13 protein-coding genes and 1 tRNA gene are annotated in these 14,107 nt (G+C 70.3%); 10 read left to right on the top strand and 4 right to left on the bottom strand.

What is annotated here, in order from left to right; translation table 11 throughout:
• Positions 1-65: 65 nt before the first annotated feature.
• Positions 66-1,409 (bottom strand): sigma-54 dependent transcriptional regulator, encoded by a 1,344-nt coding sequence (locus K8638_RS26800; RefSeq protein ID WP_223757478.1) that lies wholly within the window; start codon positions 1,407-1,409, stop codon positions 66-68.
• Positions 1,406-3,052, bottom strand: coding sequence for a sensor histidine kinase (locus tag K8638_RS26805; RefSeq protein ID WP_223757479.1), 1,647 nt, complete (start codon positions 3,050-3,052; stop codon positions 1,406-1,408). Before K8638_RS26805 ends, K8638_RS26800 begins: the two co-directional genes overlap by 4 nt.
• 153 nt (positions 3,053-3,205) lie before the next feature.
• Between K8638_RS26805 and K8638_RS26810 the strand changes: the two genes are divergently transcribed.
• From K8638_RS26810 to K8638_RS26855, 10 genes are all read left to right on the top strand, one after another.
• A complete protein-coding gene (locus K8638_RS26810; protein ID WP_223757480.1) occupies positions 3,206-3,895 on the top strand; it encodes a response regulator in 690 nt (229 codons plus the stop codon).
• Between the two features lie 107 nt (positions 3,896-4,002).
• Positions 4,003-4,824: a phosphate ABC transporter substrate-binding protein gene (locus K8638_RS26815; protein WP_223757481.1), complete on the top strand. Its 822-nt coding sequence runs from the start codon at positions 4,003-4,005 to the stop codon at positions 4,822-4,824.
• A 41-nt stretch (positions 4,825-4,865) separates the two neighbouring features.
• On the top strand, positions 4,866-5,876 hold the full coding sequence (gene pstC / locus K8638_RS26820) for a phosphate ABC transporter permease subunit PstC (RefSeq protein ID WP_370644116.1): 1,011 nt from the start codon (positions 4,866-4,868) through the stop codon (positions 5,874-5,876).
• Entirely contained in the window at positions 5,873-6,784 is a 912-nt protein-coding gene (gene pstA / locus K8638_RS26825; protein WP_223757483.1) for a phosphate ABC transporter permease PstA, read from the top strand. The genes pstC and pstA overlap by 4 nt, the downstream gene beginning before the upstream one ends.
• 46 nt (positions 6,785-6,830) lie before the next feature.
• Positions 6,831-7,574 (top strand): phosphate ABC transporter ATP-binding protein PstB, encoded by a 744-nt coding sequence (pstB, locus tag K8638_RS26830; protein ID WP_223757545.1) that lies wholly within the window; start codon positions 6,831-6,833, stop codon positions 7,572-7,574.
• 29 nt (positions 7,575-7,603) lie between these two features.
• Entirely contained in the window at positions 7,604-8,290 is a 687-nt protein-coding gene (gene phoU, locus K8638_RS26835; protein WP_223757484.1) for a phosphate signaling complex protein PhoU, read from the top strand.
• A 137-nt stretch (positions 8,291-8,427) separates the two neighbouring features.
• Entirely contained in the window at positions 8,428-9,636 is a 1,209-nt protein-coding gene (locus K8638_RS26840; protein ID WP_223757485.1) for a glycosyltransferase, read from the top strand.
• 75 nt (positions 9,637-9,711) lie between these two features.
• Positions 9,712-10,551, top strand: coding sequence for a metallophosphoesterase (locus K8638_RS26845; RefSeq protein ID WP_223757486.1), 840 nt, complete (start codon positions 9,712-9,714; stop codon positions 10,549-10,551).
• A 142-nt stretch (positions 10,552-10,693) separates the two neighbouring features.
• Complete coding sequence (locus tag K8638_RS26850) at positions 10,694-11,029, top strand: response regulator (protein ID WP_223757487.1); 336 nt, start codon at positions 10,694-10,696, stop codon at positions 11,027-11,029.
• A 78-nt stretch (positions 11,030-11,107) separates the two neighbouring features.
• Positions 11,108-12,394: a hemolysin family protein gene (locus K8638_RS26855; RefSeq protein WP_223757546.1), complete on the top strand. Its 1,287-nt coding sequence runs from the start codon at positions 11,108-11,110 to the stop codon at positions 12,392-12,394.
• 76 nt (positions 12,395-12,470) lie between these two features.
• On the opposite strand, the gene K8638_RS26860 is transcribed toward K8638_RS26855, so the two are convergent.
• Both K8638_RS26860 and K8638_RS26865 read right to left on the bottom strand, forming a co-directional pair.
• Complete coding sequence (locus tag K8638_RS26860; RefSeq protein WP_223757488.1) at positions 12,471-13,703, bottom strand: fibronectin type III domain-containing protein; 1,233 nt, start codon at positions 13,701-13,703, stop codon at positions 12,471-12,473.
• A 231-nt stretch (positions 13,704-13,934) separates the two neighbouring features.
• Positions 13,935-14,008: transfer RNA gene (locus K8638_RS26865), tRNA-Arg, on the bottom strand.
• Between the last annotated feature and the right edge of the window lie 99 nt (positions 14,009-14,107).

Raw genomic sequence — 14,107 nt, forward strand, 5'->3', positions numbered from 1 at the left:
CGGGGTGGAATGAAAGCCTTTTGAAGTCCGCCCCTGCCCGCGCTGAAAGAATCTTGAATGCCCGCCTACTCCTCGCCCAGGCGGCGGAGGAACGTGGGGTACGAGAGGCCGAGCGCCTTCGCGGCCTCCATCCTCCGGCCCTCCAGCCGGGCGAGGACGTGACGGGCGTAGAGGCGCTCCACCTCCTCCAGGGGGCGGGGCGGGCCCGGCACCATGAACGCGTCCGGGTCCGGTGAGGCCGGCCCGGTGCCTCCGCGCGGCTCGAGCGCCTGCAACTCCAGGGCGGGCCCGGGCTCGAGCACCAGCGCGCGCTCCAGCACGTTGCGCAGCTCGCGCACGTTGCCCGGGAAGGGGTAGTGCTCCAGCCGCTTGCGGGCGGCGGGGGTGAAGCCCACGGGCCGGCGCCCCAGCTCCGCGCACAGCTCGGCCACCAGGGACTCCGCCAGCGGCAGCACGTCCTCGCGGCGCTCGCGCAGGGGGGGAATGTCCACGCGGAAGACGCTCAGGCGGAAGTAGAGGTCCTCGCGGAAGCGCCCTTCCGCCACCTCGCGGGTGAGGTCGCGGTTGGTGGCCGCCACCACGCGCGCGGTGCTGTGCAGCTCGGCGGTGCCTCCCAGCCGGCGGAAGGCGCCCTGGTCCAGGAAGGTGAGCAGCTTCGCCTGGAGGCCCAGCGGCAGCTCGCCCACCTCGTCCAGGAAGAGCACGCCCCCGTTCGCCACCTCCACCAGGCCGCGCCGGGCCACGCGCGCGTCGGTGAAGGCCCCGCGCTCGTGCCCGAACAGCTCGCTCTCCACCATGGTCGCCGGCAGCGCGGCGCAGTTGACGTGGACGAAGGGCCCCTGCCCCGCCTGCTTGGCATGCAGGTGACGCGCGAGCACCTCCTTGCCCACGCCCGTCTCTCCCAGCAGCAGCACCGTGCTGCGCGGCGCGGTCGCGATGCGCTCCAGCATCTGGAGCGCGGCGGCCATCGCCGGGGCACGGGGACGCAAGAGCCGGTGCCGCCCGCCCAGCTCGCTCTCCGCCTGCCGCAGCCGCTCGTGGAGCTGCAGGTCCGCGGCGGCCCGTCGCGCGCGCAGCACCAGGTCATCCAGCTCCACCGGCTTGGAGAGGTAGTCGCGCGCGCCCGCCTTGATGGCCTCCACCGCGCTGGCGATGTCCCCGTGCGCCGTCACCAGCAGCACCGCGGTGTCCGGGAACTGGGTGCGCAGCTCGGGGAGGAAGTCGATGCCGTCTCCGTCCGGCAGGCGGCGGTCCAGCACCACTACGTCCGGCGCCTCGCGGGCGAGCGCCGCGCGCGCGTCGTGGAGCGAGTGGGCCATCGTCACCCGGAAGCCCTCCTGGCGCAGCACCGACGCGGCCAGCGCGGCGAAGGTGCGGTCGTCGTCCACCAGCAGCAGATGCGTACTCATGGGATTCGCTCCAGCGGCAGCCGCAACGTGAAGCGGCTCCCCTGCGGACGACGGAGATAGGTCAGGCTGCCCCCGTGAGCTTCCACGGAGGCACGGGCCATGGGCAACCCCAGTCCGATGCCCTTGGCCCTTCCCGTGGCGAAGGGCTCCCACAACCGCGGCTCCAGCGTGGGGTCCACGCCACCCGCGTTGTCCTCGACCACCAGCACGGCCTCGTCGGCCTCCCGCGTCAATGTGACGGACACCCAGGGCGTGGGCCGCAGCCCCGTGTCGCGCGCCACCGCGCCGGCCTCCACCGCGTTGCGCACCAGGTTGTCGATGGCGGACACCAGCAGCGCCGCGTCACCCTGCACCATGAGCCCCTCCTCCAGGGACGTGCGAAGCTCCACGGCCTCGGACTCGGGCAGCAGGCTCACCGCCTGCAACGCGTCCTGCACGAGCAGCCGCACCTCGCAGGGACGGCGAAGGGCGGCCCGGGGGGAGCCGAAGGAGAGCAGCGAGCGCGCCAGGTGCCCCAGGCGCTCCACCTGCGAGCGCAGCGCCTTGACGGGCAGCTCGCTTCCCGCGGCCGTGTGGCGCAGCACGGAGAGGGCCGCCTGGATGCCGTTGAGGGCGTTCTTCACCTCGTGGGCGATGAGCGCCGCGGCCGTGCCCAGGGCCGCCATCGTCTCCTGCCGGCGCAGCCGCTCCTCCGCCGCGAGCAGCGAGCGGTACGAGTGGCGCAGCAGGAGGACGAGCACCACCAGGGTGCTGCTGAGCAGGAGGATTTGAAAGGCGAGCTGCCGGAGGAACCGCGAGCGCAGGTCCGCCGTGGCGGTCTCCGCCTCCAGCACCAGCAGCCGCAGCCCGCTGTCCCCCACCCAGGCGACCGCGCCCAGCACCTGCGTGCCGGAGAGCGACAGCGGCCCCGGCCTCTGCGCGAGCTCCCGCAGCCGCTCCAGGGTCTCCGGCGTGCCCCCCTGGGACGCCGGCAGCAGGAACCGGCCGCGCGCGTCCATCAGGAGCTGCGTCGTGCCGGCGGTGGTCCGCGTGGGCAGGGCCCCCGCCCTCACCTCCCCCACCAGCACCCCGCGCAGCCGGCCTCCCGTCATCATGGGGACCGCGACGACCAGCGGCCCGCCTTCGCGCTCCAGCAAGTCAATCTCCGGCGCATGCTTCTCCATCATGCGGCGGAACCAGGGCCGGCTCGTCAGGGGCGAGTCCCCCAGGGACATGTCGCGCGGATTGCTCCACAGCCGCTCGCCATCGGGGCCGAGCAGCGCCACCCCCTCGGAGAAGAGCGACGAGTGGTAGAAGGCGCTGTCGAGCAGCGCCTGCTCCGCCACGGAGGTGCCGTCCTCCGGGAAGAGCGCGGGGTGTCCCGACACGCGGGCCAGCTCCGCCTCCAGCACCCCGAGGTGGACGCTCAGGGCGTCCGCCTGCACCCGGGCCGTGCTCGACAGGTGGGCCAGCAATTCCTCCCGCGCGTTGCGCACGTCCTCGATGTAGCCGAGCACCGGGCTCACCAGCGCGACCAGCCCCACGAGGCCGAGGCCGAGCAGCGCGGAGCGGCCTCCACGCCGCTGCGCGTGCGCCAGCTCTCCCGGCGTGGGGGCCAGCGAGGGAACGGGAGGGGGCGATGGGGGTGGCTGTGGGGGCTCCATGGGTGCGTGTCGGGAGATCTACACGGACCTGCGAGCACCTTCACGCCTCATCCCACGGCCCTCCCGCCCGCCGCGTTGCCCCCTGGACCTCACCAAGTTGTTTCACACGCGTCACCCGGGTGAAAACCCGGGCGCGCAGAGTGCGGGCCCGCCATGTCCCATGTCCTCATCGTCGACGACGAGCGCGACCTCGCCGAGCTCATTGACTTCAACCTGCGGGGCGCTGGCTTCACCACCCACCTGGCCTTCACGGGAGAGGCGGCCCTGGCCGCGGCGCGCGAGCGCCCCCCGGAGCTCGTCCTCCTGGACCTGATGCTGCCGGACATGTCGGGCATCGACGTGTGCCGCCACCTGCGGGCGAGCGCGCAGTCGCGCGGCGTGCTCATCGTCATGCTCACCGCCAAGGGCGAGGAGTCGGACCGCATCCGCGGCTTCGAGGTGGGCGCGGACGACTATGTCGTGAAGCCCTTCAGCGTGAGGGAGCTGGTGCTGCGCCTCAAGGCCATCCTCCGCCGCAGCGGCCCGCCCCAGGGCCGCGCCGCGCCGCTGGCGCTGGGCCCGCTCAAGCTGGATGTGTCCGCCCACCGCTTCTACGTCGAGGACAAGGAGGTGGCGCTGACGGCCCTCGAGTTCCGCCTGCTCGAGCACCTGATGTCCAGGCTGGGGCGCGTGCAGACGCGCGAGCAGCTCCTCGAGGAGGTCTGGGGGCTGTCCTCCTCGCTGGAGACGCGCACCATCGACACCCACGTCATGCGCCTGCGCGACAAGCTGGGCCCCGCCCGCGCGCTGCTCGAGACGGTGCGCGGTGTGGGCTACCGCATCATGAGTCCGGCCACGGAGTGACTTCGTTACGCGGATGTCACGGGGAAGCCGCGACATGGTCACAGACGCTCAATAGAAGCGCGACCTACTTTCAGCCACACACCCTCCACCTCGGAGAAGCCCCACTCATGAAGACCTTCCTCAAGTCGCTCGTCGCGGTGCTGCTGGTGGCCCTTCCGGTGGCCGCCCAGGCCGGCACCGTCACCGTCAAGGGCTCGGACACCATGGTCATCCTCGGGCAGCGCTGGGCCGAGGAGTTCATGAAGAAGAACGCCGGCGCCAAGGTGCAGGTCACCGGTGGCGGCTCCGGCACCGGTCTGGCCGCGCTGCAGAACGGCACCACGGACATCGCCATGTCCAGCCGGGACATCAAGAAGGCGGAGAGCGACAAGCTCCGTGCGAAATACAACACCGCCGCCGAGGAGATTCCGGTGGCGAAGGACGGCGTCACCTTCTACGTCAACGAGGGCAACCCGGTGAACGCCCTCTCCGTGGAGCAGCTCCGCGGCATCTACCTGGGTGACATCACCAACTGGAAGGAAGTCGGCGGCCCGGACGCGCCCATCGTCGTCTACTCCCGCGAGAACTCCTCCGGCACCTACGTCTTCGTGAAGGACAACGTGCTCAACGGTGAGGACTACGTCGCCTCCGCCCAGACACTGCCCGGCACCGCCGCGGTGGTGAACGCCGTCGCCAAGGAGAAGCACGGCATCGGCTACGGCGGCTCCGCCTATGCCAAGGGCATCAAGGAGCTGAAGGTCAAGCAGGGCAACGAGGAGATCGCCCCCACCGCCGACAACATCAAGTCCGGCAAGTACCCCCTGTCGCGCAACCTCTACTTCTACCTGCGCAACAAGCCGGCGGGCGAGGTCAAGGCCTTCATCGACTACGCCCTGTCCCCCGAGGGCCAGGCCGTCGTCACCAAGGTCGGCTACTTCCCCGTGAAGTAGTCCTTCCGTCACACGATTGTCACGCGAGGCACCGGCCCACCATGGATAGACAGGCGGTCATGCAGCAGGGTCTCGCGGAAACCATTCCAGTGCCGCGCCTTTCTCCGGAAGCGCGGCGGCGGCAGCTCCGGGAGAAGGCCATCGCGGGCTTCATCACGCTGATGGCCTTCACCGGCATCGCCGCTCTGGTGCTCATCCTCGTCTTCGTGGCCAAGGAGGCGCTGGCGCTCTTCACGGAGGCCGAGGCCCGCCACGAGGCCAGCCTCTCCAAGATGTTCCTGCCGCAGGTGGTCCGCCAGGGCCGCCCGCCCGCCTTCGTCTGGCAGCCGGTCTCCAACGTCCCCAAGGTCAGCATGATTCCGCTGTTCATCGGGACGCTGAAGACCACCGCCGTCTCCATGCTGGTGGCCGTGCCGGTGGGCGTCTTCGGCGCGCTGTACGCCGCGGAGTTCGCGCCGCGCCGGCTGCGCGAGCTGCTCAAGCCCGTCATCGAGCTGCTGGCCGGCATCCCCTCCGTGGTGCTGGGCTTCTTCGCGCTGATGGTGATGGCCACCGTGCTCCAGGACGCCTTCGGCCTGCACACCCGCCTCAACGCGGTGGTGGCCGGCCTGGGGCTGGCGCTGGCCATCGTCCCCGTCATCTTCACGGTGGCCGAGGACTCGCTCACCGCGGTGCCGCGCAGCTACCGCGAGGCGTCCCTCGCGCTGGGCGCCACCCCGTGGGAGACGGCCTGGAAGGTGGTGCTCCCCGCCGCCGCCCCCGGCATCCTCGCCGCGTGCGTGCTGGGCTTCGGCCGCGCCATCGGCGAGACGATGATCATCCTCATGGCCTCCGGGAACGCGGCCATCGTCTCCGCCAACCTCGGCGACTCGGTGCGCTCGCTGTCGGCCACCATCGCCGCGGAGATGGGGGAGGTCGTGGTGGGCAGCACGCACTACTCCATCCTCTTCTTCATCGGCGTGCAGCTCTTCCTCTTCACCTTCGTCCTCAACATGCTGGCCTCGGCCTGGACGAAGCGGGTCATCAAGCGGCTGACCGGGAGCGCCTCGTGACGTACACCTCGCGCCGCGCGGTGGGGCTGGCCCTCACCACGCTCACCGGGCTGGCCGCCTTCATCATGGTGGCCATGCTGGCCCTCATCCTCCTGGACGTCGTCGCCAACGGCGCCGGCCACGTCACCTGGGAGTTCCTCACCCAGCCGCCCTCCGACGGGATGATGGGCGGCGGCATCTTCCCCGCCATCGTCGGCACCGCGGCGCTCACCCTGCTGATGACGCTGGCGGTGATGCCGGTGGGGGTGCTGACGGCCGTCTACCTGCACGAGTACGCCCCGCCGGGCTCCCGGCTCGCGCGCTGGGTACGCGTGGCGGTGGTGAACCTGGCGGGCGTGCCCTCCATCGTCTTCGGCCTCTTCGGCCTGGGCTTCTTCATCCTCTTCGTCGGCCGGGGCATGGACCGGATGCTCGGCCACGAGGAGATGTACTGGGCCCAGCCGGGCATCCTCTGGGCCTCGCTCACGCTGGCGGTGCTGACGCTGCCCGTGGTCATCGTCTCCACGGAGGAGGCCCTGCGCGCGGTGCCGCTGGACCACCGCACCGCCAGCCTCGCGCTGGGCGCCACCCAGTCCCAGACGCTGGCGCGGGTGGTGCTGCCGGGCGCGCTGCCGGGCATCCTCACCGGGACCGTGCTGGCCATCTCCCGCGGCGCGGGCGAGGTGGCCCCCATCCTCTTCACCGGGGCCGCCTACTTCCTCCCGGACCTGCCGAGCCGGCTCAACTCCCAGTTCATGCACCTGGGCTACCACACGTACGTGCTGGCCACCCAGTCCCCGGACGTGGAGGCCACCCGCCCGCTGTTGTATGCGACGGTGCTGGTGCTGCTGCTGCTCACCTTCGCCCTCAACCTCGTCGCGGTCATCATCCGGACGCGCACGCGCCGCAAGGCCGCCGGCGCCCACTGACGGTACGCCTTCCATGACCCTCCAGCACTCCCCACCGCGCGCGAAGATGGAGGCGCGGGAGCTGACCCTCCGCTACGGCACCAAGACGGCCATCAGCAGGATTTCCCTGGCCATCCTCGACCGTCAGGTGACGGCCCTCATCGGCCCCTCCGGCTGCGGGAAGTCCACCTTCCTGCGCTCGCTCAACCGGATGAACGACCTCATTCCGGGCACCCACCACACCGGCCACATCCTGCTGGACTCCATGGACATCCACGACCGCAGCGTGGACGTGGTGGACCTGCGCCGCCGCGTGGGCATGGTGTTCCAGAAGTCCAACCCCTTCCCCAAGAGCATCTTCGAGAACGTGGCCTACGGCCTGCGCGTGGGGGGGATGAAGGACAAGGCGGAGCTGGCCAACCGGGTGGAGAAGTCCCTGCGCGGCGCCGCCCTCTGGGACGAGGTGAAGGACCGCCTCAACGAGAGCGCGCTGGGCCTGTCCGGCGGCCAGCAGCAGCGCCTGTGCATCGCCCGCGCCATGGCCGTGGAGCCCGAGGTGCTGCTGATGGACGAGCCGGCGAGCGCGCTGGACCCCATCGCCACCGCGAAAATCGAGGAGCTCATCCACGAGCTGAAGGCGCAGTACACCATCGCCATCGTCACCCACAACATGCAGCAGGCTGCCCGCGTGTCGGACCGGACGGCTTTCTTCTACATGGGCGAGCTGGTGGAATGCGGGCCCACGGAGCAGATCTTCACCAACCCGCGTGAGAAGCGCACCGAGGACTACGTCACCGGGAAGTTCGGGTGAGCGGACGAGCGGACGAAGGGACACGGAAGATGCCGGCGACGCATACGGACAAGGCCTTCGAGCAGGACCTGCGGGACTTGCGCGAGAAGCTCCTGGCGATGGGGGCGAAGGTGGAGAACCTCATCGCGCAGAGCGTGAAGGCCCTCACCGAGCGCGACAGCCCGCTCGCGGAGAAGGTCGTCGCGGCGGACAAGGACGTCAACCGCCTGGAGGTGGAGATTGACGAGCTGTGCCGGCGCATCCTCGCGCTGCGCCAGCCGGCCGCCAGTGACTTGCGCCTCATCACCACCGCGCTGAAGATCGTCACCGACCTGGAGCGCATCGGCGACCTGGCCGTCAACATCGCCGAGCGCTCCATGGACCTCAACCAGGTCCCCCCGCTGGCCCCGTACATCGACACGCCCCGGCTGGCGGAGCTGGCGCAGCAGCAGGTGAAGAAGGCGCTGGACTCCTTCGTCTCCGGCGACGTGGCCAAGGCGGAGGAGGTGCTCCAGGGGGATGACCTGCTGGATGCCCTCTTCCTGAAGATCTTCAACGAGCTCCTCGCGTACATGATGGAGGACTCGAAGAACATCCGCCGGGCCACCGCGCTGATGTTCATCGCCAAGCACCTGGAGCGCATCGGCGACCACGCGATGAACGTGGCGGAGATGGTGGTCTACATGGTGCGCGGCAAGGACATCCGCCACCCGCGCAGCCGCAACCTCCCCGAGTAGCCGGGCGCTGCTTCACCGGGCCGTCACCGAGAATTGGCCCGGGCGCCGCGAGCGCTTCGCGGGCCTGTCTCAAGGCACCTCTAGCGTGGCACCCGGGTCGCGCGATGACCGCGCGCCCACCTGGGGACTGCCCGCGAATGCTGCTCGCCTCCGGCCTCTTGCTGCTCGCCGCCCTCTTCGGTCTCACCGCCCTCGTCATCCAGTACGTCCTCGTGCTCCGCCACCGGAGCGAGCCGCCCCGGCCCTTCCCCGCCGGCGCCCGCCGGCCCGGCATCTCCATCCTCAAGCCGCTGTGCGGCGTGGATGACGACCTGGAGGCCAACCTGGAGCAATTCGCCCGGCTGGACTACGCGGGTGAGTACGAGGTGGTGCTGGGCGTGAAGGACACGCGGGACGCCGCCTTCGCGGTGGCGCGGGCGGCGGTGGCCCGCTGGCCGCACGTCATGCGCCTGGAGTTCCAGGTGGGCGAGCCGGGGCTGAATCCAAAGGTGAACCAGCTCATCACCCTGGCGGACCGGGCGCGCTTCGACATCCTCGTCATCAGCGACAGCAACACGCGCGTGGCGCCGGGCTACCTGGAGGAAATCGCCGCGGGCTTCGCGGACCCCTCCGTCGGGTGCGTGACGCACCCGGTGGCGGGCATCGGAGAGCGGACGTTCGGCTCGCTGCTGGACAACCTCTACCTGGCCGCGAGCGCCGCGGCGGGGATGATTGCCGCCAAGCGCTTCGCCGGCCAGGACATCGTGGTGGGCAAGTCCATGGCACTGCGGCGCGAGGACGTGGACGCGCTGGGGGGCTTCTACTCCGTGCGCAACGTGCTGGCGGAGGACTACGTCATCGGACAATGGGTGACGCGCAAGCTGGGCCGGCGGGTGGTGGTGGCGCGCACGCCGGTATTCAACGTGTCGCTGCGCAAGAGCGTCAGCGCCTTCTTCCAGCGCTACCTGCGCTGGAGTGTCATCCACCGCACGGCGGTGTCGCCGTCCACGTACCTGGCGCAGGCCCTGCTCAACCCGGTGCCGCTGGCCCTCCTCGGCGCGCTGCTTCTCCCCTCCCCGGCGACGGGCACCGTGGCCAGCTTGATTGTGCTGGGCAAGGTGGCGGTGGACCTGGCCGCCTTCCGCGCGCTGCGCCCGGAGTCCGTGCCCTGGGACGCGGTGCCGGGCGTGCTGGTCAAGGACGCGCTGCTCTTCGCCGCGTGGTGGCACGGCCTCTTCTTCCGCACCGTGAACTGGCGCGGCACGAAGCTGCGCGTGGCGCCGGGCACCCGGCTGGTGCCGCTGCGCGTCACGGCCTCCGCGCCGGACGCGGGCGACGAACTGTTCGCGGGTGACCTCGCGAGCTGACGCAGCCCTGTTTCACACGTCTTGCGCCACATTCACCGGACGGCCCTGATGCGGACGCGAGGAATGCCTATCTCCATGGGCATGCCCATCCGGACGCTGGCACACCTGTCGGACCTGCACCTGGACCTGAGCCCCCAGAGCGACGCCTCGGCCCGCGCGCTGGTGGAGGCGCTCCAGGCCGAGGCCGTGGACCATGTGGTGGTGACGGGGGACCTGACGCACCAGGGCGGACATGGGGAGTACCACCGCTTCCGCGACATCTTCGCGCCCCTGCTGGACACCGGGCGGCTCACCTTCATCCCCGGCAACCATGACCGGCCCGGCGACGATGCCGGCTGTGCGTGGATGGAGGGAAACAAGGTGCGCACGGTGGAGACTCCAGGACTCTTCCTGGTGTGCGTGGACTCCACGGGCGCCCACAACCGCAACTACTTCGCCAGCCACGGGGCGCTGTCCCACGCGGAGCTGGACGCGGTGGACGCGGCGCTGGAGGCCGCGCCTCGCGGTGCCCTGGCCGCGGTGCTGGTGCACCACCACGTGCTGCCGCTGCCCGAGGAGAGCTTCCCGGAGCGGCTGGCCACGCTGCTGGGCTGGCCCCACGCGGCGGAGCTGCCGCTGGGGGCGGAGTGGCTGACACGCCTCCAGGGACGGTGCGACCTGGTGCTGCACGGCCACCGCCACGTGCCCCGTGAGCGCGTGCTGGAAGGGGCCGGAGGGCGGCCGCTGCGCATCTACAACGCGGGCAGTTCCACGGAGCTGGGCCGCTTCCGGATGTTCCGCCACTCGGCCGGCCGGCTGCAGGGCGAGCCGTCCTGGTGCCGCTCGTCGGTACCCGAGCAGCCCCGCACGGCGGGCCACAACGTGCGCCCGGCATTGCAGTACCTGGTCGCGCAGATCGGCATCGCGCTGTTCTAGCGCCCGCCCGTCCGCTGTCCCGGCGGGCGCCGTTCTACCGCCTGCCGCGAATGAGGAAGGACTCCGGCGGCGTTCATCTCCTGTCGGGGGAGACTGATTGGCGAGACAGGCAACGGACGGCGGCGAACGAAGGGTCCTGGTCGTGGACGACGACGCGGACTGGAGGGAGTTTCTCCGGCTCAGTCTGGAGGACCTTGGCTACGAGACGACCGAGGCCGCGGATGGACAGGAGGCGCTGGACACGCTGAAGCGGGGCGACCGCTACGGCATCATGCTCCTGGACCTCAACATGCCGGGCATGAGCGGGCTGGAGGTGGTGGAGAAGCTGCCACGCGGCCGCCATCCCCGCATCGTGTTCCTCACCTCGGCGGCGGCGCAGGACGTGGGCAACGCGCTCTTGTCCGGGCCGCATTACTACCTGCCCAAGGGTGCCAGCCGGGCCCAACTGTCGCTCCTCTTGCAGTCACTTGGGGAGTGAGCGGCCGGACGGCAGCGGTTAGGGTAGAGGGCCCCTGAGAGGAGGGCCATCATCGTCACCGAACTCGTCATCATCCTGCTGCTGGTCCTGGCCAACGGCGTCTTCGCCGGGGCGGAACTGGCGGTGCTCTCCCTGCGCCGGACGCGGCTGCGGGAGCTGATCGACGAGGGCAGCCACTCGGCGAAGGCGGTGGAGAAGCTGAGGGGAGACCCGGAGCGCTTCCTCGCCACGGTGCAGATTGGCATCACCGTCATCGGCGCCACGGCGGCGGCCTTCGGCGGCGCGAGCATCTCCACCCGGCTGGGCGGCGTGCTGGCCGGCCTGGGCGTTCCCGAGCAGCAGGCGGAGAGCATCGCCTTCGCGGCGGTGGTGGCGTTCGTCTCGTACCTGTCGCTGGTGCTGGGGGAGCTGGTGCCCAAGTCGCTCGCCCTGCGCGCTGGCGAGCGCTACGCGCTGTTCATCGGCCGGCCCCTGCACGGGCTGTCCTGGCTGATGCGGCCGGTGGTGTGGTTCCTCACGGCCAGCTCCAACGTGGTGCTGCGGCTGTTCGGAGACAGGACGAACTTCAGCGAGGGGCGGCTGTCGGCGGAGGAGCTGCAGCAGCTGGTGGAGGAGGCGGCGAAGCAGGGCACGCTGGACCCGCGCGCGGGGGAGATTGCCTCGCGGGCCTTCGACATGAGCGAGCTGACGCTGGGCGAGCTGATGGTGCCGCGCGAGCACATCGTCGCCCTGCGGCGGCACTCGGGCGCGGAGGAGATCCGCCAGGTGCTGCTGGAGCACGGCCACTCGCGCATGCCGGTGTACGAGGAGACGCTGGACAACATCGTCGGCTACGTCATCGCCAAGGACCTGCTCGGCGTGGCGTGGGAGGGCAACCTCATCGTCCTCGAGGACGTGATGCGCCCGCCCTTCTTCCTGGTGGAGTCCATGCGGGCCATCGACGCGATGAAGGAGCTGCAGCGGCGGCGGATGCAACTCGCGGTGGTGGTGGACGAGCGCGGCGGCGTGGTGGGGCTGGTGACGGTGGAGGACCTGGTGGAGGAGCTCGTCGGAGACATCCTCAGCGAGTCCGAGACGCCGGAGGAGTTCGTGAAGCGCGAGGGCCCCACCACCGCGGTGGTGCAGGCCTCCGCGGCCCTGCGCGACGTCAACCGCGAGCTGGGGCTGGACCTGGACGAGTACCAGGACTACTCGACGGTGGCGGGCCTGTGCATCGCCCTGGCCGGTGGTGCCATTCCGGAGCCGGGGCGGAAGCTCCAGGCCGAGGACGGCCTGGTGCTGGAGGTGCTGGAGTCGTCACCCCGGCGCGTGCGGACGGTGCGCTTCCACCTGCCGCCGCGGCCTCCCGAGCACGCGGAGGCGTGAGCGGCACGCTCCTCTGGAAATGAAAAGGGCCGGAGCCTGGTGGCATCCGGCCCTTTGTCACTTCAGGAGGACGCGCTCACGGAGCGGCGAGTGCGTACGCGCTTCCCTGCGTAGACTCTCCGTAGTCGCAGCCCTCGCACCTGGAAGTCAGGCTGAAGACATACTGCCGGCCATTGGTCAGCCCCGTCACCGTGAAGCTCGTTTCCGGAGTCTCGATGATGCGATACGGCTCCAATTCGGGTACGGAGGAACCGATGTACAGCCGGTAGTTCGCAACGGGAATGGTGTCGGAGTTCGCTGGCGGCTTCCACCTGACGACAATCTGACCGTCACCCGGGATGAGTTCCAGGTCCAGGGGCACGCTGGGCAGGACCTGGGGGACTCCCGAGACGCGCGTGACCGGACCGTGCCCGACGACGTTCCTGGCCGCGACGGTGAAGAAGTAGGTCTGGCCGTTCGTCAGCCCTTGCGCGGTGAATCCATTCAGGACCCCGACGTTGACGTCGAACGGCCCCTTCTCGACATCCCCGGAGTACAGCATGATGCGCACCTTGTCGACCGGGCTGCCTCCGTCGTCTTCAATCTTCCACAGCACACGAATCTGGCCATCGCCGTTGAAAACGGTGACGGGAGGCGCGCCCGGTATCGTGCGAGGAGTGACGGCCACCGGCGCCGAGAACGGCCCCGAGATGACCGTGTTGTTCGCGGTCACCCGGACCATGTAGCGGGTCCCATTCGTCAGCCCCGTGAACGTGGCGGTGGTTTCGGTCACGGTCTGTGCCGCCACCACCTCCTCGCCCAGCAGGGCCTGGGCGACATAGCCGGTGATGGGCATGCCCGTGTCCTCCGGCGCCGCCCAGGTCACCGTCACCTGCCGGTCGCCGGGCGTCACGCTGACCTCGCGCGGCGCCCCGGGGATGACGCGCGGCCTCGTGGCCGAGGGCTCGGACTGCACGCCCTCTCCCACTTCATTGATGGCGGCCACGGTGAATGCGTACTCCTCGCCATTCGTCAGGCCCTGGAAGGTGACGGCCGTCTCGCGGAGCGTCTCCGTCCTGACCACCGCTCCACCCTGCAGCATGCGTACGGCGTAGTTGAGGATGCGCCGGCCGCCGTTGAACTCGGGAGCCGTCCAGGTCACCGTCACCTGCGAATCCCCCGCGCTCAACACCACGTCCCGGGGCACCCGGGGCGCGGCGAAGGTCACGGGAACCTTGTTGCCCGCGGGCTCCTCGTATTCACCAGCGCAGCCGAGCGCGCCAGACAACGCCAGCAGGCTCAACACATAGACACCAAGATGACGCTTCATGCCGCTCCAATCCCCGCCCGCGAGTGGGCCACGGAAAGAAGCGTCACCGCATAGCGAACCCCCGCTCGGCAGACAAGCGCACCTGGAGACGACCTGGCAGGTACCGGGCGGCAGGGCAGACGGGATACCCGACCCGGGGCTCGGTGGGCTGGAGGCGGGGCGGGCAGGCCGGGCGAAAAACAAAGGCCCGGAGTCAGGAGGAACAAGCTCCTGACTCCGGGCCCTTATCTACGCGCGATAGAGGATTCGAACCTCTGGCCTTTGGCTCCGGAGGCCAACGCTCTATCCAGCTGAGCTAATCGCGCATGTCGGGTGCGGCGGAGGGGACAAGTAGCCGAAGTCCCCTCCCGACGCAAGCACGCATTCCCTGAACGGCTGGCGGAGCGACATCACTCCGCTCCGGC

Source organism: Myxococcus sp. RHSTA-1-4 (assembly GCF_020037125.1).
In the GTDB taxonomy this organism is placed as follows: domain Bacteria; phylum Myxococcota; class Myxococcia; order Myxococcales; family Myxococcaceae; genus Myxococcus.

Excerpts from the sequence above, each read along its gene's own strand:
- K8638_RS26800 (WP_223757478.1), bottom strand. The coding sequence starts at position 1,409 with ATGAGTACGCATCTGCTGCTGGTGGACGACGACCGCACCTTCGCCGCG.
- K8638_RS26805 (WP_223757479.1), bottom strand. The coding sequence starts at position 3,052 with ATGGAGCCCCCACAGCCACCCCCATCGCCCCCTCCCGTTCCCTCGCTG.
- K8638_RS26810 (WP_223757480.1), top strand. The coding sequence starts at position 3,206 with ATGTCCCATGTCCTCATCGTCGACGACGAGCGCGACCTCGCCGAGCTC.
- K8638_RS26815 (WP_223757481.1), top strand. The coding sequence starts at position 4,003 with ATGAAGACCTTCCTCAAGTCGCTCGTCGCGGTGCTGCTGGTGGCCCTT.
- pstC (WP_370644116.1), top strand. The coding sequence starts at position 4,866 with ATGGATAGACAGGCGGTCATGCAGCAGGGTCTCGCGGAAACCATTCCA.
- pstB (WP_223757545.1), top strand. The coding sequence starts at position 6,831 with ATGGAGGCGCGGGAGCTGACCCTCCGCTACGGCACCAAGACGGCCATC.
- phoU (WP_223757484.1), top strand. The coding sequence starts at position 7,604 with ATGCCGGCGACGCATACGGACAAGGCCTTCGAGCAGGACCTGCGGGAC.
- K8638_RS26840 (WP_223757485.1), top strand. The coding sequence starts at position 8,428 with ATGCTGCTCGCCTCCGGCCTCTTGCTGCTCGCCGCCCTCTTCGGTCTC.
- K8638_RS26845 (WP_223757486.1), top strand. The coding sequence starts at position 9,712 with ATGGGCATGCCCATCCGGACGCTGGCACACCTGTCGGACCTGCACCTG.
- K8638_RS26860 (WP_223757488.1), bottom strand. The coding sequence starts at position 13,703 with ATGAAGCGTCATCTTGGTGTCTATGTGTTGAGCCTGCTGGCGTTGTCT.